Source organism: Saccharopolyspora antimicrobica, from assembly GCF_003635025.1.
Classification (GTDB): domain Bacteria; phylum Actinomycetota; class Actinomycetes; order Mycobacteriales; family Pseudonocardiaceae; genus Saccharopolyspora; species Saccharopolyspora antimicrobica.
Genome location: NZ_RBXX01000002.1, coordinates 5,030,576 through 5,054,501 on the forward strand (window position 1 = coordinate 5,030,576; position 23,926 = coordinate 5,054,501).

Annotated in this window: 25 protein-coding genes; 19 read left to right on the top strand and 6 right to left on the bottom strand. The window is 70.8% G+C overall.

What is annotated here, in order from left to right:
* Positions 1 to 36 precede the first annotated feature (36 nt).
* A complete protein-coding gene (locus ATL45_RS24190) occupies positions 37 to 606 on the bottom strand; it encodes a helix-turn-helix domain-containing protein (protein WP_093153956.1) in 570 nt (189 codons plus the stop codon).
* Between the two features lie 69 nt (positions 607 to 675).
* On the opposite strand from ATL45_RS24190, the gene ATL45_RS24195 reads away from it, so the two are divergent.
* The 14 genes from ATL45_RS24195 to ATL45_RS24260 all read left to right on the top strand — a co-directional run bounded on the left by ATL45_RS24195 (position 676) and on the right by ATL45_RS24260 (position 14,752).
* Entirely contained in the window at positions 676 to 1,377 is a 702-nt protein-coding gene (locus ATL45_RS24195; protein WP_143121672.1) for an AzlC family ABC transporter permease, read from the top strand.
* Entirely contained in the window at positions 1,374 to 1,685 is a 312-nt protein-coding gene (locus ATL45_RS24200; RefSeq protein WP_093153960.1) for an AzlD domain-containing protein, read from the top strand. The genes ATL45_RS24195 and ATL45_RS24200 overlap by 4 nt, the downstream gene beginning before the upstream one ends.
* A 269-nt stretch (positions 1,686 to 1,954) precedes the next feature.
* Complete coding sequence (locus tag ATL45_RS24205) at positions 1,955 to 3,301, top strand: amino acid permease (RefSeq protein WP_093154338.1); 1,347 nt, start codon at positions 1,955 to 1,957, stop codon at positions 3,299 to 3,301.
* Positions 3,298 to 3,966, top strand: a complete 669-nt coding sequence (pdxT, locus tag ATL45_RS24210; RefSeq protein WP_093153962.1) for a pyridoxal 5'-phosphate synthase glutaminase subunit PdxT — start codon at positions 3,298 to 3,300, stop codon at positions 3,964 to 3,966. The genes ATL45_RS24205 and pdxT overlap by 4 nt, the downstream gene beginning before the upstream one ends.
* Before the next feature lie 15 nt (positions 3,967 to 3,981).
* Positions 3,982 to 4,734 carry a YebC/PmpR family DNA-binding transcriptional regulator gene (locus ATL45_RS24215; RefSeq protein ID WP_093153965.1) on the top strand — a complete coding sequence of 251 codons (753 nt, stop codon included), beginning with the start codon at positions 3,982 to 3,984 and terminating at the stop codon, positions 4,732 to 4,734.
* 77 nt (positions 4,735 to 4,811) lie between these two features.
* A complete protein-coding gene (locus ATL45_RS24220; protein ID WP_093153968.1) occupies positions 4,812 to 5,321 on the top strand; it encodes a DUF4262 domain-containing protein in 510 nt (169 codons plus the stop codon).
* Between the two features lie 108 nt (positions 5,322 to 5,429).
* Positions 5,430 to 6,014, top strand: coding sequence for a crossover junction endodeoxyribonuclease RuvC (gene ruvC, locus ATL45_RS24225; protein ID WP_093154340.1), 585 nt, complete (start codon positions 5,430 to 5,432; stop codon positions 6,012 to 6,014).
* Positions 6,015 to 6,066: 52 nt separating this feature from the next.
* Positions 6,067 to 6,663: a Holliday junction branch migration protein RuvA gene (gene ruvA / locus ATL45_RS24230; protein WP_093153970.1), complete on the top strand. Its 597-nt coding sequence runs from the start codon at positions 6,067 to 6,069 to the stop codon at positions 6,661 to 6,663.
* An 8-nt stretch (positions 6,664 to 6,671) separates the two neighbouring features.
* The gene (ruvB, locus tag ATL45_RS24235) at positions 6,672 to 7,736 is read left to right on the top strand and encodes a Holliday junction branch migration DNA helicase RuvB (protein WP_093153973.1); all 1,065 of its coding nucleotides are present in this window, start codon (positions 6,672 to 6,674) and stop codon (positions 7,734 to 7,736) included.
* Positions 7,737 to 8,186: 450 nt separating this feature from the next.
* On the top strand, positions 8,187 to 8,555 hold the full coding sequence (gene yajC, locus ATL45_RS24240) for a preprotein translocase subunit YajC (RefSeq protein WP_093153975.1): 369 nt from the start codon (positions 8,187 to 8,189) through the stop codon (positions 8,553 to 8,555).
* 354 nt (positions 8,556 to 8,909) lie between these two features.
* Positions 8,910 to 10,460, top strand: a complete 1,551-nt coding sequence (gene secD / locus ATL45_RS24245; protein WP_093153978.1) for a protein translocase subunit SecD — start codon at positions 8,910 to 8,912, stop codon at positions 10,458 to 10,460.
* On the top strand, positions 10,457 to 11,632 hold the full coding sequence (secF, locus tag ATL45_RS24250; RefSeq protein WP_093153980.1) for a protein translocase subunit SecF: 1,176 nt from the start codon (positions 10,457 to 10,459) through the stop codon (positions 11,630 to 11,632). Before secD ends, secF begins: the two co-directional genes overlap by 4 nt.
* Positions 11,629 to 12,183, top strand: a complete 555-nt coding sequence (locus ATL45_RS24255) for an adenine phosphoribosyltransferase (RefSeq protein WP_177241993.1) — start codon at positions 11,629 to 11,631, stop codon at positions 12,181 to 12,183. The genes secF and ATL45_RS24255 overlap by 4 nt, the downstream gene beginning before the upstream one ends.
* Positions 12,184 to 12,433: 250 nt before the next feature.
* The gene (locus tag ATL45_RS24260; protein ID WP_093153983.1) at positions 12,434 to 14,752 is read left to right on the top strand and encodes a RelA/SpoT family protein; all 2,319 of its coding nucleotides are present in this window, start codon (positions 12,434 to 12,436) and stop codon (positions 14,750 to 14,752) included.
* Positions 14,753 to 15,016: 264 nt separating this feature from the next.
* Here the strand turns inward: ATL45_RS24260 and ATL45_RS24265 are convergent, their stop codons facing one another.
* Positions 15,017 to 15,853, bottom strand: a complete 837-nt coding sequence (locus ATL45_RS24265) for a peptidylprolyl isomerase (protein ID WP_093153986.1) — start codon at positions 15,851 to 15,853, stop codon at positions 15,017 to 15,019.
* A 232-nt stretch (positions 15,854 to 16,085) separates the two neighbouring features.
* On the opposite strand from ATL45_RS24265, the gene ATL45_RS24270 reads away from it, so the two are divergent.
* From ATL45_RS24270 to ATL45_RS24280, 3 genes are read left to right on the top strand one after another with little or no spacing between them, the layout of a single operon-like run.
* The gene (locus tag ATL45_RS24270) at positions 16,086 to 16,769 is read left to right on the top strand and encodes an MBL fold metallo-hydrolase (RefSeq protein ID WP_093153988.1); all 684 of its coding nucleotides are present in this window, start codon (positions 16,086 to 16,088) and stop codon (positions 16,767 to 16,769) included.
* A 22-nt stretch (positions 16,770 to 16,791) separates the two neighbouring features.
* Positions 16,792 to 18,060, top strand: a complete 1,269-nt coding sequence (gene hisS, locus ATL45_RS24275; RefSeq protein WP_093153991.1) for a histidine--tRNA ligase — start codon at positions 16,792 to 16,794, stop codon at positions 18,058 to 18,060.
* Positions 18,057 to 18,695: a hypothetical protein gene (locus tag ATL45_RS24280; protein WP_093153993.1), complete on the top strand. Its 639-nt coding sequence runs from the start codon at positions 18,057 to 18,059 to the stop codon at positions 18,693 to 18,695. The genes hisS and ATL45_RS24280 overlap by 4 nt, the downstream gene beginning before the upstream one ends.
* Positions 18,696 to 18,933: 238 nt before the next feature.
* Here the strand turns inward: ATL45_RS24280 and ATL45_RS24285 are convergent, their stop codons facing one another.
* Both ATL45_RS24285 and ATL45_RS24290 read right to left on the bottom strand, forming a co-directional pair.
* Positions 18,934 to 20,304, bottom strand: coding sequence for a YibE/F family protein (locus tag ATL45_RS24285; RefSeq protein WP_170210335.1), 1,371 nt, complete (start codon positions 20,302 to 20,304; stop codon positions 18,934 to 18,936).
* Between the two features lie 102 nt (positions 20,305 to 20,406).
* On the bottom strand, positions 20,407 to 21,135 hold the full coding sequence (locus ATL45_RS24290) for a Type 1 glutamine amidotransferase-like domain-containing protein (protein ID WP_093153998.1): 729 nt from the start codon (positions 21,133 to 21,135) through the stop codon (positions 20,407 to 20,409).
* Positions 21,136 to 21,251: 116 nt separating this feature from the next.
* Here ATL45_RS24290 and ATL45_RS24295 point away from each other — a divergent pair, with 116 nt between their 5' ends.
* Complete coding sequence (locus ATL45_RS24295; RefSeq protein WP_093154345.1) at positions 21,252 to 21,512, top strand: hypothetical protein; 261 nt, start codon at positions 21,252 to 21,254, stop codon at positions 21,510 to 21,512.
* Between the two features lie 24 nt (positions 21,513 to 21,536).
* Here the strand turns inward: ATL45_RS24295 and ATL45_RS24300 are convergent, their stop codons facing one another.
* Together ATL45_RS24300 and ATL45_RS24305 are read right to left on the bottom strand one after the other, a co-directional pair.
* Positions 21,537 to 22,007, bottom strand: a complete 471-nt coding sequence (locus ATL45_RS24300; protein WP_093154001.1) for a YcxB family protein — start codon at positions 22,005 to 22,007, stop codon at positions 21,537 to 21,539.
* 132 nt (positions 22,008 to 22,139) lie between these two features.
* Positions 22,140 to 22,433: a putative quinol monooxygenase gene (locus ATL45_RS24305; protein ID WP_093154003.1), complete on the bottom strand. Its 294-nt coding sequence runs from the start codon at positions 22,431 to 22,433 to the stop codon at positions 22,140 to 22,142.
* Between the two features lie 247 nt (positions 22,434 to 22,680).
* Here ATL45_RS24305 and ATL45_RS24310 point away from each other — a divergent pair, with 247 nt between their 5' ends.
* Complete coding sequence (locus ATL45_RS24310) at positions 22,681 to 23,769, top strand: Rv2578c family radical SAM protein (RefSeq protein ID WP_093154006.1); 1,089 nt, start codon at positions 22,681 to 22,683, stop codon at positions 23,767 to 23,769.
* Positions 23,770 to 23,926 lie beyond the last annotated feature (157 nt).

The following is a 23,926-nucleotide window of genomic DNA, read 5'->3' on the forward strand; positions in this document are numbered from 1 at the left end:
CTGGTCGATTTCGCGCGAAATCGACGCGGCGGGTGGTCAGCGGTGCTCCATGACGAGGACCGCGGTGGTGCCGGGGGCGAGGGCCTCGTAGCGGTGCGGGACGTCGCCGGAGAAGGAGACGTAGTCGCCCACCGCGAGCTCCACCGGGCTGTCCTCCGGGCCCGCCACCAGGCGGCCCGCGGTGAGGATCACGTGCTCCACCGAGCCGGGGATGTGGGCGTCGGCGTGGCGGACGCCGCCCGGTTCGAGTTCGAGCACGTAGAGGTCGCGGCGCGCGCCCGACTCGCCGGAGGACAGCAGGGCCGCCGCGTAGGTCGACTGCTCGGAGCGCACGATCGGCACCTGGCCCGCGCGGATCACCCGGATCTGCGGGGTCGGCGGGTCGACGAGCCGGCTGAAGGGCACGCCCAGCGCCACGCCCAGCGCCCACAGGGTCTCCACGCTCGGGTTGCCGGTGCCGGATTCGAGCTGGGAGAGCGTGGACTTCGCGATGCCGGCGCGCTTGGCGAGCTCGGTCAGGGTCAGCCCGGCGCGATCGCGCTCCCGGCGCAGGGAGGCGGCGATGGTCTCCAGCGGCGCGGACGGGGTGTTCTCTGTCTCACTCATCGGTGTTCGCTCTGTCGGTCCTTCAATTCGGTTTGACGAACGCACTCTGCTGTGTTCATGCTAGCGAACGTGAGTACGGTTCAGCGAACGCGAACGAGTTTCTGGCGGGATGCGCTGGTGCGCGACGTCCTCTCCATGGCGCTGGCGATGGCCATCGTGGGCGCCTCGCTCGGTGCGATCGCGGTGAGCAAGGGCGTACCGCTGTGGATGATCACGCTGATGGGGGCCGTGGTGTTCGCCGGCGGCTCCGAGTTCATGGCGGTCGGCCTGGTCACCGCGGGCGCGGCACCGATCACCGCGGTGCTCAGCGGGCTGATGCTCAACGCCCGCCACCTGCCGTTCGGCCTCGCGGTCGGCGGGCTGCTCGACCGCGGCTGGCCGACCCGGCTGATCGGCAGCCACCTCATGGTCGACGAGGCCGTCGCCTTCGCGATGGCGCAGCGGACCCCGGAGCAGAAGCGGCGCGCCTACTGGCTCACCGGGATCGCCCTGTACTGCGCCTGGGCGCCGTCGGTGTTCCTCGGCGGACTGCTCGGGCAGGGCGTCGGCGACCCGGGTGCCTTCGGGCTCGACGCGGCGATGCCCGCCGCGCTGCTCGCGCTGATCATGCCCTCGCTGCGCGAGTTCCGGACGCTGCGCGCGGTGGCGGTGGGAGCCCTGATCGCGGTCCTGACGACGCCGCTGCTGCCGGAGGGGCTGCCGGTCATGGTCGCGCTGGTCGGGGTGGCCGCGGTGCTGCCGCTGCCGAAGAAGCTGGAGGGAACCCGATGACGCTCGGAGTGGTCTTCGCGCTGGCCGCGGGAACGTACGCGATGCGCCTGGCCGGACCGCTGCTGCGGGGGCGGCTGCGGATCTCGCCGCAGTGGGAGCAGCTCATGTCGATCGCCGCGATCGTGCTGCTCGGGGCCTTCGTGGCCACCAGCGCGCTGTTCGAATCCGGCGGGTTCGCCGGCTGGGCCCGGTTCGCCGGTGTCGCGGTCGGCGGCGTGCTGGCCTGGCGGCGCGCGCCGTTCGTGCTCGTCGTGGTCGCCGCGGCGGGCACCACGGCGCTGCTGCGCCTGTTCGAACTGGCGGCGTGAAGGGCCTCGCGTGAGCGGTTTGGGCGTTTCGCCGCCCGAACCGCTCGCGGTCCTCTGACCTGCTGTTCCACCCCGAGTCCGAGCTCCTGGCGGCGCTGTCTAAGGTTCCCCTGGCCCATCCGGCGCAACGGCTTGCTGCGCCGGGGTAAAACCTGGAGCCGGCCACACCCGGCTCCCGCCACGGGAGGACCACGCCCTTGGCCACCGCGCCCATCCACCGCACCGACGAAGAGGGCTACGCGAAGGGGCTCCAGAACCGGCACGTCCAGATGATCGCCATGGGCGGGGCCATCGGCGTCGGCCTGTTCCTCGGCGCGGGCGGCCGGATGGCCCAGGCCGGCCCCGCCCTGGTGGTGTCCTACCTGCTGTGCGGCATCGCGGCGTTCTTCGTGATGCGCGCGCTCGGCGAGCTCGTGCTCTACCGGCCGGTGGCGGGCAGCTTCGTCGAGTACGCCCGCGAGTTCATCGGCCCGTGGGCCGGGTTCGCCGCGGGCTGGCTGTACTTCCTGAACTGGGCGGGCTCCGGCATCGCCGAGATCACCGCGGCGGGCATCTACATCGGCAAGTGGTTCCCGGACTTCCCGCAGTGGGTGACCGCGCTGATCTGCCTGGCCGTGCTGCTGGCGGTCAACCTGCTGTCGGTGAAGCTGTTCGGCGAGCTGGAGTTCTGGTTCGCGGTGATCAAGGTGCTGGCCATCGTGACCTTCCTGTTCGTCGGACTGGCCCTGGTGGTCACCGGCGCCGAGGTCGGCGGCGGCACCGCCGGTCCGCACAACCTCGTCGACCACGGAGGTTTCATGCCCAACGGGCTGCCCGTGGTGCTGATGAGCATGCAGGGCGTCATGTTCGCCTACGCCTCGATGGAGATGGCGGGCATCGCCGCCGGGGAGACCGAGAACCCGGCGAAGGTGATGCCGCGCGCCATCAACGGCGTGGTCTGGCGGATCGCGGTCTTCTACATCGGCTCCGTGCTGCTGCTGGCGATGGTGCTGCCGTGGACGTCGTACAACGGCGAGCAGAGCCCGTTCGTGACGGTCTTCTCCAGCATCGGCATCCCGTGGGCCGGCGACGTGATGAACTTCGTGGTGCTCACCGCCGCGCTGTCCAGCTGCAACTCCGGGCTGTACGCGACCGGCCGGATCCTGCGCTCGCTGGGCACCCGCGGCGAGGCGCCCTCGTTCACCGCGCGGCTCAACTCCCGCCAAGCGCCCTTCGGCGCGGTGCTGTTCACCGGCGCGGTGTTCCTGATCGGCGTGCTGCTCAACTACGTGGTCCCCAAGGACGCCTTCGACATCGCCACCTCCATCGCCTCGCTGGGCGTCATCGCGACCTGGGCCGCGCTGCTGATCGCGCAGGCCCAGCTGCGCAAGCGCGCGGCGCTGGGCGAGCTGGTCCGCCCGTCCTACCGGATGCCGGGTTCGCCGTGGACCAACTGGATCGTCCTGGCGTTCCTGCTGCTCATCGTGGTGCTGGCGGCCTTCTCCGACGAGCTGGCGGTGCGCGCCTCGTTCTACGCGGTGCCGGTCGTGGTGGTCGCGCTGTTCGCCGGCTGGTGGCTGGTGCGCAGGTCCCGGTCTTCGCCCGCGGAGGAGCGTGCAGGACAATCGGAGCTGTGACGAACCCCGTGATCGGCGTCCTGGCGCTGCAGGGCGGCGTGGCCGAACACCTGGCCGCGCTCGAGCGCTGCGGAGCGGACGCGCGCCCGGTGCGGCGCGCCGAGGAGCTCGCCGCGGTGCACGGAATCGTGCTGCCCGGTGGGGAGTCCACCACGATGACCCGCCTGCTCGACACCTTCGAGCTGTACGAGCCGCTGCGCGAGCGGCTCGCCGCCGGGCTGCCCGCCTACGGCTCGTGCGCCGGGATGATCATGCTCGCCCGCGAGGTCGCGGACCAGGACCCGGAGCTGCCCGCGGTCCGCCCGCTGGGTGCGCTGGACATGGTCGTGCGGCGCAACGCCTTCGGCCGCCAGGTCGACTCCTTCGAGACCCATCTGGACTTCGCCGGAGTGCCGGGCGGGCCGGTGCACGCGGTGTTCATCCGGGCACCCTGGGTGGAAGAGGTGGGACCGGAGATCGACGTGCTGGCCACGGTGCCCGATATGCATGGGGATGACCCGGACAGCACGGGGCGCTCGTCCGGCGTCGGTAGGATCGTCGCGGTTCAGCAGGGTTCGGTGCTCGCCACTTCGTTCCACCCGGAGCTCGTCGGCGGTGACGAACGCGTGCACCGCTATTTCGTACAGATCGTCCGCGCGCGGCTGGATTCGGCAGCGCACGCGTAGAAAGACGGAGGAGAGATGAGCGGCCACTCCAAGTGGGCCACCACCAAGCACAAGAAGGCCGCCCTCGACGCCAAGCGCGGCAAGCTCTTCGCGAAGCTGATCAAGAACGTCGAGGTCGCCGCCCGCACCGGCGGGGGCGATCCCGATGGCAACCCGACCCTCTACGACGCCATCCAGAAGGCGCGCAAGAACTCCGTGCCGATGGACAACATCGAGCGCGCCCGCAAGCGCGGGGCCGGTGAGGAAGCCGGTGGCGCCGACTGGCAGACCATCATGTACGAGGGTTACGGGCCCAACGGCGTCGCGGTGCTGGTGGAGTGCCTGACCGACAACCGGAACCGGGCCGCGGGCGAGGTGCGCACCGCGATGACCCGCAACGGCGGCTCGATGGCCGATGCCGGTTCGGTGTCCTACATGTTCAACCGCAAGGGCGTCGTGCTGCTGCCCAAGAACGGGCTGAGCGAGGACGACGTGCTCTCGGCGGTCCTGGAGGCCGGTGCCGAGGAGATCAACGACCTGGGCGAGAGCTACGAGATCCTCTCCGATCCGGCCGACATGGTCGAGGTGCGCAAGGCGCTGCAGGCCGCCGACATCGAGTACGACTCGGCGGAGACCAACTTCCTGGCCTCGGTCAACGTGCAGCTGGACGCCGAAGGGGCGCGCAAGATCTTCAAGCTGATCGACGCGCTGGAGGACTGCGACGACGTGCAGAACGTCTTCGCGAACTTCGACGTCGACGACGCGGTGCTCGAAGAGGTCAACGCCTAGCACCGGAACGCGTCCGCACCGCTCCCGTCGGTGGTCCTCGTGGCCGCGGGCGGGAGCGGCGTGCTTCGCAAGGCAGAATGGCGATCGTGGTCGACACGGATGAGGAACTGCGCCGCTGGATGGTCAACACCGCGGAGAAGCACGGCGCAGCGGTGATGCACGTGGCGGGCGACGAGCACGGTGCGCAGTACGCCTTCTCGGTCGGCGCGTGGCGGCGCTTCGGCAAGCCCGAGGTCGTGGTGATCGGGCTGCCCGACGAGGTCGCGAACGCGGTGGTGAACACCTACGTGCAGCGGGTGGGCCAGGGCGAGCGGTTCGTGCCCGGCCGGCTCTACGACGGCTTCCTGAAGGGCTGCCCGGTGACCTTCGAGAAGGTCGCCCTGCAGCACTACCCGGAGTACCTGGGCAGCGCGTTCCTGGTCTACAACGGGCCCGACTTCCCCGCCGTGCAGCTGATCGTCTCCAGCCCGGAGGACGGGAAGTTCCCGTGGCAGCCGGATGCGCCCGGCGGGTTTCGCGACTACCAGCCGGTGCTGACCGACAGCGGCCTGCCGGAGAGCTGGACGCCCGGCGCCGACGGCCCCTGATTCACCTGGCCGGGGGATGCGTGCGCGTGTCGGTGCGGGCGGCCGGCGGCGCGGTTCGATAGGGTTTCGAACGAGTGTTCAGGTCGAGCGTGGGCAGGTGGCGTCGTGGTGCGCGTGCTGGGAGTCGACCCCGGGCTGACCCGCTGCGGGCTCGGCGTGGTCGACGGGGGACGAGGGCGTTCGGTTTCGGCCGTCGCCGTCGGTGTCGCGCGCACTCCGCCGGAGGACGAGCTGCCGCTCCGGCTGCGCGCGGTGGCCGACGAGGTCGAGCGGTGGATGGACCGGCACCGGCCCGAGGTGGTGGCCATCGAGCGGGTGTTCAGCCAGCACAACGTGCGCACCGTGATGGGCACGGCGCAGGTCTCCGGTGTCGTGGCGCTGCTGGCCGCGCGGCGCGGCCTGCCGGTCGCGTTCCACACGCCCAGCGAGGTCAAGGCGGCCATCAGCGGTTCCGGCCGAGCGGACAAGAAGCAGGTCACCATCATGATCACCAAGATCCTGGGGCTGGCCGAAGCACCGAAGCCCGCGGACGCCGCCGACGCCCTGGCGCTGGCCGTCTGCCACCTGTGGCGGGCACCGATGGCCGACCGGCTGGCCCAGGCGGAGGCCAGGGCCGCCGAGCTGGCCCGCAACCACCGGGCGCGGCTCAAGGCGGCCGCGAAGGCCACCGGAGCGCGCGATGCGCGGAGCTGAGCGCATCGCGCGCGAAGACGAACGTTCAGACACGACCAGGAGGGTTTGACCGATGATCTCCACGGTGCGAGGTCCGGTGCTGTCCATCGGGCTGGACCACGCCGTGATCGAAGTGGGCGGCGTGGGCATGGCGGTGCACGCCACCCCGGTCACGCTGGCCGGCCTGCGGCGGGGCGAGGAGTCCCGGCTGTGGACCTCGCTGATCGTGCGCGAGGACTCGCTGACCCTCTACGGCTTCGCCGACGCGGAGTCCCGCGACCTGTTCGTCCTGCTGCAGACGGCGTCCGGGGTCGGCCCGCGGCTCGCGCTGGCCGCGCTCGCGGTGCTCTCGCCGGACCAGCTCAGCCACGCCTTGGCCGACGGCAACCTGACGGTGCTCACCCAGGTCCCGGGCATCGGGAAGAAGAGCGCCGAGCGGTTGATCCTGGAACTGCGCGACAAGGTCGGCGTGGTGGCCGGCACGGTCGAACCGGCGGTCACGGCGGATCGCGGCCGGGTCCGCACGGAGGTCTCCGAGGCACTGGTGAGCCTGGGCTTCTCGGCCAAGCAGGCCGAGCAGAGCGTGGAGTCGGTCCTGGCCGCGGGCAACGGCGACCTCGACACCGCCGCGGTGCTGCGCAAAGCGCTCGCCACGCTCGGACCGAAGTGAGGTCGTAGATGTACCAGGACGAGGCCGACTGGTCCGGCGAGGGCGTCTCGCTGACCGCGCACCAGGACGCGTCCGACCAGGACGTCGAGACGTCGCTGCGGCCGCGCAAGCTCAGCGAGTTCATCGGGCAGGCGCGGGTGCGCGAACAGCTGGAGCTGGTGCTGCACGGCGCGCTCAAGCGCGGTGACCAGCCCGACCACGTGCTGTTCTCCGGCCCGCCCGGGCTGGGCAAGACCAGCCTGTCGATGATCATCGCCACCGAGCTCGGGTCGTCGATCCGGGTCACCTCCGGTCCGGCCCTGGAGCGGCCCGGTGACCTGGCGGCGATGCTGTCCAACCTCGCCGAGGGCGACGTGCTGTTCATCGACGAGATCCACCGGATCGCCCGCCCCGCCGAGGAGATGCTCTACCTGGCGATGGAGGACTACCGGGTGGACATCGTCGTCGGCAAGGGCCCGGGGGCCACCAGCATCCCGCTGGAGCTGGCGCCGTTCACGCTGGTCGGGGCCACCACGCGGTCCGGCGCGCTGACCGGGCCGCTGCGCGACCGCTTCGGCTTCACCGCGCACATGGAGTTCTACTCGCCGGAGGAGCTGGAGCTCGTGGTGCGCCGCTCGGCGGGGATCCTGGGCGTGGACCTGCGCGACGACGGCGCCGTGGAGATCGCCGGCCGCTCGCGCGGCACACCGCGCATCGCCAACCGGCTGCTGCGCCGGGTCCGCGACTTCGCCGAGGTGCGCGCCGACGGCGCGGTGACCCTGGAGGTCGCGCGGGCCGCGCTGGAGGTCTACGACGTCGACGAGCTCGGCCTGGACCGGCTGGACCGGGCGGTGCTGAGCGCGCTGATCAACTCCTTCCACGGCGGCCCGGTGGGGATCTCCACGCTGGCGGTCGCGGTGGGCGAGGAGTCGAGCACCGTGGAGGAGGTCTGCGAGCCGTACCTGGTGCGCGCCGGGCTGCTGGCCCGCACCCCGCGCGGCCGGGTGGCGACCGCGGCGGCCTGGCACCACATGGGTCTCACCCCGCCGCAGCACGCGCCGGGGAGCCCGCAGCCGGATCTCCTCGCCGAGTGACCCAACGGTGACAAAACGCCGATACCGTGTCCGAGGACCCGCCGCCCGACTCCGCCGGGAGTCGCGGTTGCGGGTGGCGGAACCGCTCGTCCGGGCCCGGGAGCACGACGTCCCGGCCGGGTGCGCGCGGAACCGCGTCGGCGCGGGCCGTCCACGGCCCGACCGCCGGAGAACTGAAGACCGAACCTGTTCCAGCGCCGGTGACCGGGGCGCTGATCGGCCTCCGCCGCGTGACGTTATCCTCCTCACGTCTCGTCCGGTGCCGATCGGACGGGTCGTGCGCGGCACGGCAGGCGCGGACCCGCTCCGGCGGGCTGCGGTGGCCCTCCCGACCCAGTGGGAGAGCCCGTCGACCCGAGTTGACCTGGCACACTGGGACTTGAACATCCGAACAATTCGGGCGCAGTACTGCGAGGGCTGGGCCCCGAAGCGTCCGCTGAACGGAGCACGATGGACCTCAACTCCCTGATTCTCCCGCTGCTGATCGTCCTGCTCGCGGTGCCGCTGTTCCTCCAGGCGCGCAAGCAGAAGCGCGCGATGGCGGAGCAGCAGAAGCTGCAGAACTCGATCGCCCCCGGCGACCGGGTGATGACCACCTCCGGTGTGTTCGGCACCGTCGTGGCCACCAGCGACGACACCATCGACCTGGAGCTGGCCCCGGGCATGACCACCACCTGGGTGCGCCAGGCGGTCCGCGAGAAGGTCAACACCGAGAGCGCGCCCGAGGTCGCGGAGGTCAAGGACGAGACCCCGGCCGAGCCCGAGACCGAGTCGAAGGCCGAGGTCGCCGCGCCGATCGAGCAGCAGAAGACCAACTGACGAACAGGTGGGAGTCCGCACCGGGGCCGAGCGCCGGCCCCGCGCGGCGGACGTCGCCACCAGGTAGCGACGCGGGCACCGGACAGCGGTTCCGGGCCCGCGTCCGTGCGTGATCGCTGATCGACGCACTGTCGCCACCCGGTGCGGTGACGCCCGCGCCGGGCCTGTCAGACTGACACCGCGGTGTCCCCACCCCTGGCGGGAGGGGCGCCCGAACCACCCGCGGGTTCTCAGACGTTCTCTCGGGGGACGATCGCTGTCCCGCCGCGAGAGAGCGGCCGAGGTTTCGCCGGGTGCGCGCCTGCGCAACACGACCAGTGCACCGCTTCGAGACCGGACAGGAGAACGAACGCCGTGGCACCTCCGGCCGGGCAGATCCGCCCAGGGCGTTATCTCGCGATCTTCACCTTGATCGTGGCCGCGCTGTACTCGCTGGTGTTCTTCACCGGTGACGGCAACCCGTACCCCAAGCTCGGGATCGATCTCCAGGGCGGAACCCGGGTGACGCTCACCGCGCGCACCCTGGACGGTCAGCCGCCCAGCAACGAGGCCCTCAACCAGGCGCGGCAGATCATCGAGACCCGCGTCAACGGCATGGGCGTCAGCGGTTCCGAGGTCACCCGCGACGGCAACAACCTGGTCATCACGGTGCCCGGCGAGGGCGGCGAGGAGGCCAAGCAGCTCGGGCAGACCGCGGAGCTGAACTTCCGCAAGGTCACCAGCGCGCTGCCCGCGCAGACGCCGCCCGCGGGCACCACGCCGCAGGCCGCGCACCAGCAGCAGCCCGGTGATCAGCAGCGCGAGATCGACGAGGCCAAGCGCACCCGGCAGAGCACCGACCCGAACGTGCAGATGCAGGCGCTGCAGGCGCTGAACTGCGCGGTCGACGACCCGCTGCGCGGCAACGACGACCCGAAGCTGCCGCTGATCACCTGCGACCGCGAGGGCGAGTTCAAGTACGTCCTGGAGCCGGTGTTCCTGCCCGGCCGCGAGGTCGCCACCGCCCAGGCGGTGCCGCCGAACCAGCAGAACCCGGGCTGGACGGTCTCGCTGGACTTCAAGAGCGAGGGCGCCAAGATCTGGGCCGACTTCACCTCCGCCAACGTCGGCCAGCAGGCCGCGTTCGTGCTGGACAGCGAGGTGGTCTCGGCACCGACGATCCAGGCCGCGCTGCTCGGCGGCAACGCGCAGATCACCGGCCAGTTCAACCAGCAGAGCGCGACCGACCTGGCGGACATCCTCAAGTACGGTTCGCTGCCGCTGGCCTTCGACCAGTCCGAGGCCGAGACGGTCTCCGCGACGCTCGGCGTGGCCTCCCTGGAGGCCGGCCTGTTCGCCGGTGGCATCGGCCTGCTGCTGGTGGCGGTCTACTGCCTGCTCTACTACCGGCTGCTGGGCATCCTGACGATCCTGTCGCTGGTGCTCTCCGGCGGTGTGGTCTACGGCGTGCTGGTCCTGCTGGGCCGCTGGGTCGGTTTCACCCTCGACCTGGCCGGTGTCGCCGGTTTCATCATCGCCATCGGCATCACCGCCGACTCGTTCATCGTGTTCTTCGAACGCCTCAAGGACGAGATCCGCGAAGGCCGCACCTTCCGGTCGTCCGTGCCGCGGGCCTGGACGCGGGCGCGGCGCACGATCCTGTCCGCCGACGCGGTCAGCTTCCTGGCCGCCGCCGTGCTCTACGTGCTGGCCGTCGGCCAGGTGAAGGGCTTCGCGTTCACCCTGGGCATGTCCACCGTGCTGGACCTCGTGGTGGTCTTCCTGGTCACCCACCCGCTGGTGGCGCTGGCCTCCAAGAGCAAGTTCCTGTCCAAGCCGTCGGTCTCCGGCCTGGGAGCGGTGCAGCGCCTCGGTAATCAGAACCGGGCTGCCCGCAAGGCCGCGACCACCGCCAAGGAGGCGTGAAGGTGACGACTCCAGGTACCGAAGGCACCCGCCGTCGCGAGAGCGTCTTCCACCGCCTCTACGTCGGGACCGGCGCCTTCGACATCGTCGGCAAGCGCGCCCGGTGGTACGTCTCGCTGGGCCTGCTGGTGCTGGTCTGCATCGGCTCGATCGGCTTCAAGGGCTTCAACCTCGGCATCGACTTCGAGGGCGGCACGAAGCTGCAGATGCCCGCGGTCGGCGCGCAGGGCCCGATCAGCGACGGCCAGGTGCAGGACGCGTTCCGGGAAGCGGTGGGACGTCCGGCGGAGACGGTGCAGATCGTCGGCACCGGCGCCAACCAGACCATCCAGATCCGCACCGAGGCGCTCGACGTCGAAGAGGTCGGCGCGGTCAAGCAGACGCTGTTCACCCAGCTGCAGCCGCTGGACGCCCAAGGGCGGCCGAGCGAACAGGTGATCAGCGACAGCGCCGTCAGCGGCACCTGGGGCGGTGAGATCACCCAGCAGGCGCTGATCGCGCTCGGCGTGTTCCTGGTGCTGGTCACCGCGTTCCTGGCGTTCTACTTCGAGAAGTGGATGGCGGTGGCGGCGCTGGTCGCGCTGCTGCACGACGTCGTGGTGACCGCGGGCGTCTACTCGCTGATCGGCTTCGAGGTCACGCCCAGCACGGTGATCGGCCTGCTGACCATCCTCGGCTTCTCGCTCTACGACACCGTGGTGGTCTTCGACAAGGTCAAGGAGAACACCCGCGGTCTGCTCGGGCTGACCCGCCGCACCTACCCGGAGGCGGCGAACCTGGCGGTCAACCAGACGCTGATGCGCTCCATCAACACCTCGGTCATCGCGCTGCTGCCGGTGGCCGGGCTGCTGGTGGTCGGCGCGGGCATGCTCGGCGTCGGCATGCTGCGCGACCTGGCGCTGGTCCAGCTGATCGGCATGACCGCCGGTGTCATCTCGTCGATCTTCCTGGCCACGCCGCTGCTGGTGGACCTCAAGATGCGCGAGTCGAAGTACCGCGAGCACGAGGTCAAGGTGCGGCAGCGCCGCGAGCGCGCCGCGGCCAAGGCCGCGGGCGAAGACGTGCCGGAGGAAGCGCCGAAGCAGGCCGTCTCCGCCGGTGCGGGCACGTCGCGGCGGCCGAGCCGCCCGGCGGGCAAGTCCGGTCGCCCCACCGGGAAGCGGCGCCGATGACCGAGCAGGTGGCGGTCCAGGTCACCGACGAGTCCGACCTGGACCTGCGGCGCGCAGCCGCGCTGATCCGCGAGGTGCCCGACTTCCCGGAGCCGGGCGTGCTGTTCCGCGACATCAGCCCGATGCTGGCCGACGGCGCCGGGCTGCGGGCCGTGGTCTCGGCGCTGGGCCGGGACTGCCAGTTCGACGTGGTCGCCGGGGTGGAGGCGCGCGGGTTCCTGGTGGGCGCGGCGGTCGCGCAGGCCTTCGGCACCGGCGTGATTGGGCTGCGCAAGCCCGGCAAGCTGCCGGTCGTCGCCGATCGCGTGGACTACGAGCTGGAGTACGGCCGGGCCACCCTGGAACTGCCCGCGGACACGCTCCGGTCGGGGCAGCGCGTGCTGATCGTGGACGACGTGCTCGCCACCGGCGGCACGCTCGGCGCGGCCTGCCGGCTGGTGCGGCAGGCAGGCGCGGAGGTCGCGGCCGCGGCGGTGGTGCTGGAGCTCACCGCGCTGGAGGGTCGCGACAAGCTCATGGGTGAGGAAGTCCGGGCGCTGCTCCAGGCCTGAACCGACACCGAGGCGGTGGTGGGCTCGCAACTCCGCGGGCAGTCCGACGCGCCGTTTTCCCCGGAGAACGCGTTTTGATCACCTGGCCCGGTGATCGGTCGGGGTGAAGTCGCCCGGTCGATCGACTGCACCAGGTGACCGCTGGGCGTATCACAACCGCACCAGGGAAGGTGCGTAGCCCCGATGGCGTTATTCTCAGTGTCCGGGTCCCCGGACCTGGGAATGCAACACCTGATCCCGGGAGCGTGCGGTGAGCCAACACGTCGATTCTCCTGCGTCGGCAGCCGAGCCGGTTGCCGAGCCGCGACCGGCGTCGGCCACCCGCCGCGTCCGCGCCAGGCTGGCGCGGAAGATCACCGCGCAGCGCGCCGCCCAGGTCAAGCAGGTGCTGGAACCGCTGGCCACCGTGCACCGCGAGCTGCACCCGCAGGCCGACCTCGCGCTGCTGCAGCGGGCCTACGACGTGGCCGAGGCCAAGCACCGCACCCAGAAGCGCAAGTCCGGCGACCCGTACATCACCCACCCGCTGGCGGTCGCCACCATCCTCGCCGAGCTGGGCATGGACACCACCACGCTGGTGGCGGGCCTGCTGCACGACACCGTCGAGGACACCGACTACTCGCTGGACAAGCTCGCCGCCGACTTCGGCGACGAGGTGGCGCACCTGGTCGACGGCGTCACCAAGCTGGACAAGGTCAAGCTGGGCGCGGCGGCGGAGGCCGAGACCATCCGCAAGATGATCATCGCGATGGCCCGCGACCCGCGGGTGCTGGTGATCAAGCTGTCCGACCGCCTGCACAACATGCGCACCATGCGCTTCCTGCCGCCGGAGAAGCAGGCCCGCAAGGCCCGCGAGACCCTCGAGGTGCTGGCCCCGCTGGCGCACCGGCTGGGCATGGCGACGATCAAGTGGGAGCTGGAGGACCTGGCCTTCGCCATCCTGCAGCCGAAGAAGTACGACGAGATCGTGCGCCTGGTCGCCAACCGCGCGCCCTCCCGCGACACCTACCTGCGCACCGTGATCGACGAGCTGTCGCACCAGCTCGACACCGCCCGGCTGGCCGCGAAGGTCGAGGGCCGCCCGAAGCACTACTACTCGATCCACCAGAAGATGATCGTGCGCGGCCGTGACTTCGACGACATCCACGACCTGGTGGGCGTGCGGATACTGGTCGACGAGGTCCGCGACTGCTACGCGGCGATGGGCGTGGTGCACGCGCTGTGGCAGCCGATGCCGGGCCGGTTCAAGGACTACATCGCCCAGCCCCGCTTCGGCGTGTACCAGTCGCTGCACACCACGGTGATCGGCCCCGAGGGCAAACCGCTGGAGGTGCAGATCCGCACCCACGAGATGCACCGCACCGCCGAGTACGGCATCGCGGCGCACTGGCGGTACAAGGAGGCCAAGGGCCGCAACGGCAGCGGCGGGCAGGCGGCCGTCGAGGTCGACGAGATGGCGTGGATGCGGCAGCTGCTCGACTGGCAGCGGGAGGCCGCCGATCCGGGCGAGTTCCTGGAGTCGCTGCGCTACGACCTGGCGACCAGGGAGATCTTCGTCTTCACCCCGAAGGGTGACGTGATCACGTTGCCGTCGGGCTCGACGCCGGTGGACTTCGCCTACGCGGTGCACACCGAGGTCGGGCACCGCTGCATCGGCGCGCGCGTCAACGGCCGGCTGGTGGCCCTGGAGCGCAAGCTGGAGAACGGTGAGGTCGTCGAGATCTTCACCTCCAAGGCGGAGGGCTCGGGCCCGAGCCGGGACTGGCTGTCGTTCGTGGCCTCGCCGCGGGCCAAGGCCAAGATCAAGCAGTGGTTCGCCAAGGAGCGCCGGGAAGAGGCGATCGAGTCCGGCAAGGAGCTGATCGCCAAGGAGATCCGCCGCCTCGGCCTGCCGGTCCAGCGCCTGGTCTCCGCGGAGACCCTCGGCGCGGTGGCCCGCGAACTGCACTACGTCGACGTCACGGCGCTGTACGCGGCGGTGGGGGAGAAGCAGCTCTCCGCGCAGCACCTGGTGCAGCGGCTGGTGCAGTTCATCGGTGGGCCGGAGCAGGCGGCGGACGAGATCGCGGAGCGGTCGACGCCGTCGACGCTGCGCGGCAAGCGCCGCAGCAGCGGCGACTCGGGCGTGGTGGTCAAGGACGCCGGCGACGTGTGGGCGAAGCTGGCCCGCTGCTGCACGCCGGTGCCCGGCGACGAGATCCTGGGCTTCGTGACCCGCGGTGGCTGGGTCAGCGTGCACCGCACGGACTGCACCAACGCCGACGACCTGCGCCGGACGCCGGAGCGGCTGGTCGACGTGTACTGGGCGCCGTCGGCGTCCTCGGTGTTCCTGGTGGCGATCCAGGTGGAGGCCCTGGACCGGCACCGGCTGCTCTCCGACGTCACCAAGGTGCTGGCCGACGAGCGGGTGAACATCCTGTCCGCCTCGGTGACGACCTCGAAGGACCGGGTGGCGGTCAGCCGCTTCTCGTTCGAGATGGGCGACCCGAAGCACCTGGGCCACGTCCTCAAGGCGGTCCGCAACATCGAAGGCGTCTACGACGTCTACCGCGTCACCTCCGCCGCCTGACCCGTCCGGCCCGAAGCGGTCCCGTCGGTGCGTCGACTTCCGCGATTTCAATGGAAATCAGGTCCACGATTTCAATGGAACTTGCGGAAGTCGTCCGCACTCCCGGCGTGTCGTGCCCTCGACACGCCGGGGGCGTGTCGGAACCTGCGCGATTTCAATTGAAATCGGACGTCTGATTTCCATTGAAATCGCGGGTCTCGGGACCTGGGTGGCATGCGAAAGGGGCGCCGCCCGAGAGCGACGCCCCTTCGACGTGTGAGCCGGTCAGGCCTTGATCTCGATGTTCTGGAAGTTGACCTGCTTGTTCGGCTTGCCGCCGCCGGGCGACGGCTCGTATGCGCCGTCGTCACCGGCGCGGGCGATGTCGTCGATGACCTTCAGGCCTTCTTCGGTGATCGTGCCGAAGACCGTGTAGTCCGGGGACAGCGGTGCCTCGCCGAAGACCATGAAGAACTGGCTGCCGTTGGTGTTCGGGCCGGAGTTGGCCATCGCCAGGTAGCCGCGCCCGTACTGCAGCTCGGGGAAGGTCTCGTCGTCGAAGGAGTAGCCCGGGCCGCCGCTGCCGGAGCCGGACGGGTCACCGCACTGCAGCATCTGCAGCCCGGTAGTGCCGATCCGGTGGCACGAGGTTTCGTTGTAGAAGCCCTGCTCGGCCAGGCTGACGAAGCTGTTGACGGTGCACGGTGCCAGCGACCGGTCCAGCGTCAGCGGGATCGCGCCCTGGTTGGTGTTGATGGTCGCCTGCACGGTGCCCTTCGAGGGCACCTCGCCGTTGGCCGGCGGGTTCACCGGCTTGCTGGCCTGGCCCTCCGGCCGGTACTGGCAGGAGACCGGGTCCGCCAGCGGCGTCGGCCGCTGCGGCGCGGGCGCGAGCTCGGTGGGGATCTGGATCTCCGGCTGCGCTTGCGGCGGCGTCTCCGGCTGCGCGGTGTCGTCACTGGTGCGGGTGAAGTAGAAGACGCCCACCACGACCGCGATGACCACGACGATCGTCGCGCCGATGGTGATCGTCCGGCGTCGCTTGGCCTGCACCGCCCTCCGCTCCAGCTGGCGTTCGAGCTTCCGCTTGGCCGCCTGGCGACGTTGCTCGTTGCTGGGCACCTGCTCCCTCCCCGGATTCGGTGAACATGATGTTGTGCGGGGAGTTTATGGGGTGGCCCTGCGACACTTCCTGAGAGCCCGGCGGCGAATCGCTCAGGTTCCGCTGGGACCGGCACCGCCGGTCTCCGCCGAGCGCCGCACGGCACGCGGGAGGAGCGCCCGGGCGAGACGATAATCTGGGGGTCAGCCGACCCGCGCCGTCGGGTGTCGCCGCAACGAAAGGTCGCTCTCCGTGCTTGTCCTCGGGTTCCCGGTAGGACCGCTGCAGGCGAACTGCTACGTGCTCGCGCGCGGGGAGGGCGAACCCTGCGTCGTGGTGGATCCCGGCCAGGACGCCGCGGAGCCGCTGCGCACCCAGCTGGCCGAGCGCCGGCTCACCCCGGCCGCGGTGCTGCTCACCCACGGCCACTTCGACCACGTCTTCTCCGCCGGTGAGATCTGCGCCGAGCACGGCGTCCCGGCGCACATCCACCCGGCGGACCGGCACATGCTCGCCGATCCCGGCTCCGCGCTCGGCCCGGCCGGGCGGCAGCTGTTCGGCGACGGCCTGGTGATGGATGCGCCCACCGACGTCCGCGAGATCGCCGGCGGCGACGTGCTGGAGCTGGCCGGCCTGCGCTTCGAGGTCACGCACACGCCGGGCCATACCGGCGGGTCGGTGCTGTTCGGCGTCAAGACCGAGGAGGGCGGGCAGCTGCTGCTGTCCGGCGACACCCTCTTCGCAGGCGCCATCGGACGCACCGATCTGCCCGGCGGCGACCACGGCCGGATGCTCGAGTCGCTGAGCACCCAGGTGCTGCCGCTGGACGACGACGTCGTCGTGCTGCCGGGCCACGGACCGACCACCACCATCGGGCGCGAGCGCGCGGGCAACCCGTTCCTGCAGGGCCTGCCCGCTTCCGACGCCATCTCCTGACGAGGACAGAGAACTTCCACCCATGAGCACGTTCACCGCCCCCAAGGGCATCCCGGAGTACTACCCGCCGGAATCGGCCGACTTCCTGGCGGTTCGCGACACCCTGGCCGACGCCGCCCGCCGCGCCGGCTACGGCTACATCGAGCTGCCGCTGTTCGAGGAGACCTCCCTGTTCGCCCGCGGCGTCGGCGAGTCGACCGACGTCGTGAGCAAGGAGATGTACACCTTCGCCGACCGCGGCGGCCGGTCCGTGACGCTGCGGCCGGAGGGCACCGCGGGCGTGACCCGCTCGGTCATCGAGCACGGCCTGGACCGCGGCCAGCTGCCGGTGAAGCTGTACTACAGCGGCGCGTTCTTCCGCTACGAGCGGCCGCAGGCCGGGCGCTACCGGCAGCTGCAGCAGCTCGGCGTCGAGGCGATCGGCGTCGACGACCCGGCGCTGGACGCCGAGGTCATCGCGATCGCCGACGAGGGCTACCGACGGCTGGGCCTGACCGGCCACCGCATCGAGATCACCTCGCTGGGCGACAACACCTGCCGCCCGGCCTACCGCGCCAAGCTGCAGGAGTTCCTGAGCGGCCTGCCGCTGGACGAGGACACCCGCCGCCGCGCCGAGCTCAACCCGCTGCGGGTGCTCGACGACAAGCGGCCCGAGGTGCAGGAGATGGTCGCCGACGCACCGCTGATGGTCGACCACCTCTCGGCCGAGTCGAAGGAGCACTACGAGCAGGTCAAGGCGCACCTGATCGACCTGGGCGTGCAGTTCGTGGAGAACCCGCGCCTGGTGCGCGGCCTGGACTACTACACGAAGACGACCTTCGAGTTCGTGCACGACGGGCTCGGCGCGCAGTCCGGCATCGGCGGCGGCGGCCGTTACGACGGCCTGATGGCCGAGCTCGGCGGCCAGGAGCTGTCCGGCGTCGGCTTCGGCCTCGGCGTGGACCGCACGCTGCTGGCCTGCCGGGCCGAGGGCCTCTCGGTCGGCGACCCGGCGCGCTGCGACGTCTACTGCGTGCCGATGGGCGAGACGGCCAAGCGCCGGCTGGTCGCGACGGCGGGCGGCCTCCGGGCAGCCGGTGTCCGCGTCGACGTCGCCTACGGCGGCAAGGGCCTCAAGGGCGCGATGAAGGCCGCCGACCGCTCCGGTGCGCGGTTCGCGCTGGTGCTCGGCGAGCGCGACATCGAAGCCGGGACCGCGCAGCTCAAGGAGCTGGCCAGCGGTGAGCAGCGCGCGGTGGCGCTGGAGAACCTGGTGGACGAGGTGCGCGCGGCCGTGGAGTCGCCCAGATGAGCGAAGCCGAGTCCATCTCGCTCGACCTCCTGGACCGCAGGACGGTGCGGGCCCGGGCGCGCAACATCATGATCGCGGCCGTCCTCGTGGCGGCCGCGTTCGGCGGCATCGTGGGCCTGTTCGCGGGCGGCCAGGGCTTCGCCATCGCGGCGGCGATCGTGGCGGTCCCGCTGCTGCTGCTGGCCCTGGTCGAATCCCGCAAGACCCTGTCGCTGCGCGACGGCCAGGTGATCGCCCGCGCGCTGGGCACCCGGGTGGTGTCGCTGCGGGAGGCCGACCGGCTCGAACTGTTCATCACCGACGTGCGCGGCGCGCGCACGGTGAACCTGCTGGTGGGCGGGCCGCCGAAGGGCAAGGCGATCAGCATCTCGCTGGCGATGTACGCCGGGACCGGTGGCCGCGAGCTGGGCATCTACGCGCTGCGGCGGCTGGCGGACACGCTGGCCAGCAACGCCGACACCCGTGCCCTGGTGCTCTCGCAGCTGATCGTCGAGCAGCTGCGCGCGGAAGCCCGCGGCGACGCGGCTCCGCAGCGTCCGCTCTACGTGCTGGCGTCGGCCGCCCCGCAGGGCCGCGTGGCGCAGCGCCTCAACCCCGACGCGGTGTCCAGGTTCGTCGCGGAGCTCGGCCGCTGAGAGCTCGTTCGTGGTTGCGTTGCTCGGGTGGTCGCTTGGCGGAACCTGAGCGGTTCCCTGGACTGCGGGTGCCCCTCCTGATGTATGTCCGATGCGCGGCGGAGGGGCCGTCCTCGCCAGGAAACCGCTCAGAACCCGCGGGTGGTCATCCTGCGCAGGTGGCTGTAAGCGGCTGACGCCGCTTACAAGGCGCGGACGGCATTCGCCGACAAGCTCTGACTGAAACGCCGTCCCGGGATCACACCCCGGGGCGGCGCCTGCGGCGCACGGTGGGAGTTTCGGCGCTGGTGGCCGCGGCCTGCCCGACCCGGTCGGCCACCGACGCCCGGTGGGTGTTCTCCGCGGGCTCCCGGACGGCCACCGCGGCGGCGATCGCCGTGGTGATCGGAACCGCCGCGACGAGGCCGATGCTGCCCACCAGGGTGCGCACCACCTCCTGCGCCACGGCCTGCGAGGTGACGATCTCGCCGAAGCTCCGGCCGGACAGCGCGTAGGCCATCAGCATCGGCAGCGCAGTGCCCGCGTAGGCCAGGACCAGCGTGTTCACCGCCGAGGACACGTGGTCGCGGCCGATCTGCAGCCCGGAGTAGTACAGCTGCCGCCAGGTCAGCGCCGGGTTGGCCTTGCGCAGTTCCCACACCGCGCTGGTCTGGGTAACGGTGACGTCGTCGAGCACGCCCAGCGCACCGATCACCACACCGGCCAGCAGCAGCCCGCGCGCGTCGATCGGCGCGCCGAGCAGGCCCATCAGGCTGGAGGTGTCCTCGTCCAGCCCGGTGAGGCTGGTGGCGGCCGCGAACAGCGAGCTGAGCGCCCCGATCAGCGCCAGGCTGAGCATGGTGCCCAGCACCGCGGTGGAGGTCCGCGCGGAGAAGCCGTGGGTGAGGTAGAGCGCGATGAACATGATCAGCCCGGCGCCGACGATCGCCACCAGCAGCGGGTCCTCCCCGGCCAGCACGGCGGGCAGGACGAAGCCGACCAGCACCACCAGGCTCAACCCGAGCGCGACGAGCGCGGCGAGCCCTTGCCACCTGCCGAGCACGAGCACCGCCCCGGCGAACACGAGCGCCAGCACCAGCAGCGGAGTGCCGCGCTGGAAGTCGACGACCTGGTAGGAGGACGGCTCCTGCGCGTCGGCCCCGGAGTAGCTGAGCACGACCTCGTCGCCGACGGCGAACCGCGGGCTGCCGGGATCGGTGGGCACGACCTGCTCGATGCTCTCCCCGGGTCGCGGTCCGTCCTGCATCCGCACGTCGAGGATCACGCACTCGCTCTGCTCGGATGCGCCTTCGCTGCACGGCCCGGCGACGGCGGAGACGACCTCGCCGTTCACCGGGTGCTGCCCGAACCCGAGATCGGCACCGCTGCGCTGCTCGTGCCCGAAGGGGTACAGCACCAGCACGCCGATGATCGCGGCCAGCGCGAAGGGCACGAGCGCGATGGCCAGCACGCGCTTGACCTGCTTCGAAGCCGGATCGGCCGGCCCGTGTCCGTGACCGTGCCCGACGGCGGGCGGCGGGGCGCTGGGACGCGGGTCCGGACGGCGGTGGCGTGCGCGGCGGCCCTCACCGGACGAGGGCGGCTCAGCAGCAGGAGGGCGCTCGGTCACCGGCCAATTATGCGGACTCCCCGAAAGGCATCCCCGGCAGAGGCCCACCGGCGCCGCTGCGGGCACCGTCCGTGCCCGAATCACACGATGGGCGGAGTCCGGTCAGATCCGACGCGTGTCCAGGCGGGTTTCGACAGCGGTGCCGTCAGGAGCGCGTTCGACCCGGTAGGCGCCGGCGCCGTCGCGCTCGGAGAGGGCTTCGACCATGTCGGTACCGCGGTAGAGCAGGCCGACACCGTCGTCGGTCGCGTATCCGGGAGGCAGGGTGCCGTCGGCGATGAGCGACTGGAACAGCGGTCGCCGCTCGCGTTCGCTGTCGTAGTGGACGCCGTTGGACCACGGCAGCAGACCGAGCCCATCGGTCACCGGCCGGAGCTCGGGACCGAACGAGTCGGTGGTGCCGCCCGTGTGCCAGCAGATCGAACCGGCCGACACGCCGGTGAGGACGACACCGGCCTGCCACGCCTCGCGGAAAGCGGCGTCGAGCCCGTGCAGGTTCCACATGGCCAGCAACCCGGCGACGCTGCCTCCCCAGACCCACACGACGTCCTGACCGAGCAGGTGCTCGCGCGGATCCTCGACGTTCGGCATCGGGAACAGCGAGAGGTGGCTGGCCGTCCAGCCCTCGCGCCACGCGTTGTCGTAGAAGGTCGAGATCAACCGGCTGTCGTCGCCGCAGGCGGTTCCGAGGAAGCACACCCGCGGAGCCCGCCCGGTGACCCCGGCGAGATCGACGGCGAACCGCGTCAGCGGCCCGACCTCCCACTGCAGCCGTGCGGAACGCCGGAAACCACCGGAGGTGGCGAGGATCGTCGGAGCATCTGCGGGCATGCGCGGAGATTACCGAGATCGCGAACCCGCGTGCGGGTGCCGGTCGCTTTCGCGCCTCGCACCGGGATGACGCGATCGGCTGCGGGCGGGCTCGCCGGGCTGTGATGATCGCGTTCATGGGTTTGTTCGAGTCGAAGCCGTTGCTCGCCACCGTGCTGGGGCGGGCTTTTCGGTGCCTGGTGTGCGATCACGCCTGGTTCCGGCCACGAGAGGTCAAGCTGAACTCGACGGGCGCCGAGCTCTTCGGCTTGGCATGGGCGAACGCGTCCGCTCTGGGCTTGGTCTGCGACGAATGCGGGTACGTGCACGAGTTCGCGGGCCGCAACCGGCCCCAGCTGTGGAACGAGAAGCAGGGCTACCCGGAGGGAGCCGAGTAGCCGCTGGGACCGGTCCGCGCAGGTCTACGCGCGCAGCCGCGCTACGAAGGCGGCCAGTTCGGCTTGTTGTTGCGGGGTCATCGCGTCCTTGGGGATCGTCATCGCTTGCGCCTTGCCGAACATCGCGTGCCAGACCTCGGGTGTTTCCGTGATCTGGTCGATGGCGGCCCACCGGAAGCGGGACTCGACCATCGGGTAGGACACCTGTGCCCACTCGTCGTCGAGCACCAGGCGGGCGTCCTCCTTGAGGGCGGCTGACTGCATGCGCATCGCCGAGGCCACCGCGATCGGTCCGACGGCGAACAGGAGCACCAGCCCGCCACCGATGATCGGGTACAGGAACGGCGTGGCGGGGTCGAGCACGGCCAAGGCGATGCCGAGGACGATGAACACCCCGCCCAGGACGCGAACGGGCACCAGCTGGCGGCGGGTCAGGAATCGGATCGTGCGCCGTAAGCGCTTCTCGTCGTAGCTCACCGAGAGGGAGATCTGCACTTCCGCACTCTAGTGTCGCGCGACACCGCAGGTGAGCGACAGGTTCGGGCAAGGCGCCGACGTCAGCTGCCCACCCGAGGTGCCCTCGCCGATGATCGGCTCGCCGGCGAGGGCTTCGTCCCGTGGGGCAAGTCAGCCGAACGGATGTCCAGATCGAGAGATCTCGTGCTTGCGGACCTGGTCGTCCTCGATGTCGATGGAGACGGCGGGCGGTGGTACGACCGCTCGCCAGGCATCCAGCGTCTCCTGCGACTCCCAGTGCTCGAAGATGTTCACCCGCCCGGCCTCGGTCGGATCGGGCGAGATCGACAGGTCGATGCAACCAGGGTGCCGGCGCGCCTGCTCGACGAGGTTCCGGTGGCCCTCGATGAACCGGTCCCTGTCGCTCGGATCCACGTATACCTTTCCAGCGACGATCAGTGTCAAGGCGCTCGTCCTCTCCTCTTCTTGGGCGAGTGGGCTTCTGCTGAGGCGCCCCCTCGACGGGGTCGGGTGAAGAGACCGTCTTCGGCCACGAGATTCATCGGCCGCTCGCGTTCACAGGTTCTGGAGTCGGACCGCCGCGGTCCAACGCTGTGCTGACCTGCCCGCACCGGCGGCAGCTGCCCACTCGATCGGGCGGTGGAACGGCCCTGGACTGGACGGCGTATCGAATCAATGTTCGAATGGAGTCATGCGGTGGGAACGTCAGCGGGTGGTGCCTCCGAAGGAGAACGCGAGCGCCCAGGAGCTTCCGTTGGACTTGCCCGGAGATGTCCGTGGTTCGTCGGAGCAGCGTCCACGGGCGGGCCTGCGCCTGCCGGAGCCGGTGCCGATCGAGGCGGGGACCGATGACGCGTACGCGATCGAGATCCACGCGAAGTCGATCATCAACCGGGTGCCGGGGGAGTCGCAGGTGCCGTTCCGGTGGACGGTGAATCCATTCAGAGGATGTGGCCACGCCTGTGTCTATTGCTTCGCGAGGCGGACTCACACCTACTTGGACCTCGATGCCGGGCACGACTTCGACAGCAAGATCGTGGTCAAGGTCAACGCCGGGGCGCTGCTGCGCAAGGAGCTCGCCAGTCCGCGTTGGGCGGGCGAGCCGATCGCGATGGGCACCAACACCGATCCGTACCAGCGGGCCGAGGGGCGCTACCGGCTGATGCCGGAGATCATCTCGGCGCTGCGTGACCGGGCCAACCCGTTCTCGATCCTGACCAAGGGGACGTTGATCCTGCGCGATGCCGATCTCATCGTGCAGGCCGCCGGGGTGGCGCCGGTGTCGGTGGCGGTCTCGATCGGTTCGGTGGACGAGCGGCTCTGGCGGGCCGTCGAGCCGGGTGCGCCTTCGCCGCGCCGACGACTGGACGTGGTGCGGCGGTTCGCCGATGCCGGGATCGGGTGCACCGTGCTGATGGCGCCGATCCTGCCCGGGCTCAGCGATGGTCCCGAGCAGATCGACGCCACGGTGCGGGAGCTGGTCGCCGCCGGGGCCGAGCGGATCGTGCCCCTGCTGCTGCACCTGCGACCGGGGGCGCGGGAGTGGTTCCGCGACTGGTTGCAGCGGGAGCACCCCGAGCTGGTGCCGCTGTACTCCCGGCTGTACCGCAACGGCTCGTACCTGCCGAAGTCCTACCAGCGGGGTGTGCTGGCGCTGGTGGAGGAGGCCAAGCGGCGCCACGGGGTCCGGCCGCCGCGGTCACCGCAGTTCCGCGACGTCACCGGTGCCGCGGAGTCGGCCGCCGAGGTGGAGGAGGTGCGGCAGCTCAGCCTGCTGTGAGGGGCTGCCGGTTGCGCCGTGCGGGTGAGATCCACCGGTTAAAGCAGATGCACATCATTTTCGATTGGAGTCGGCGCAATGCGCTGGAGGGCGGATTGCTTTTCGGTTTCGGAACTTGATCGGCTGTTTCCTGCTGGTTAAAAAATCGGCGATCTTG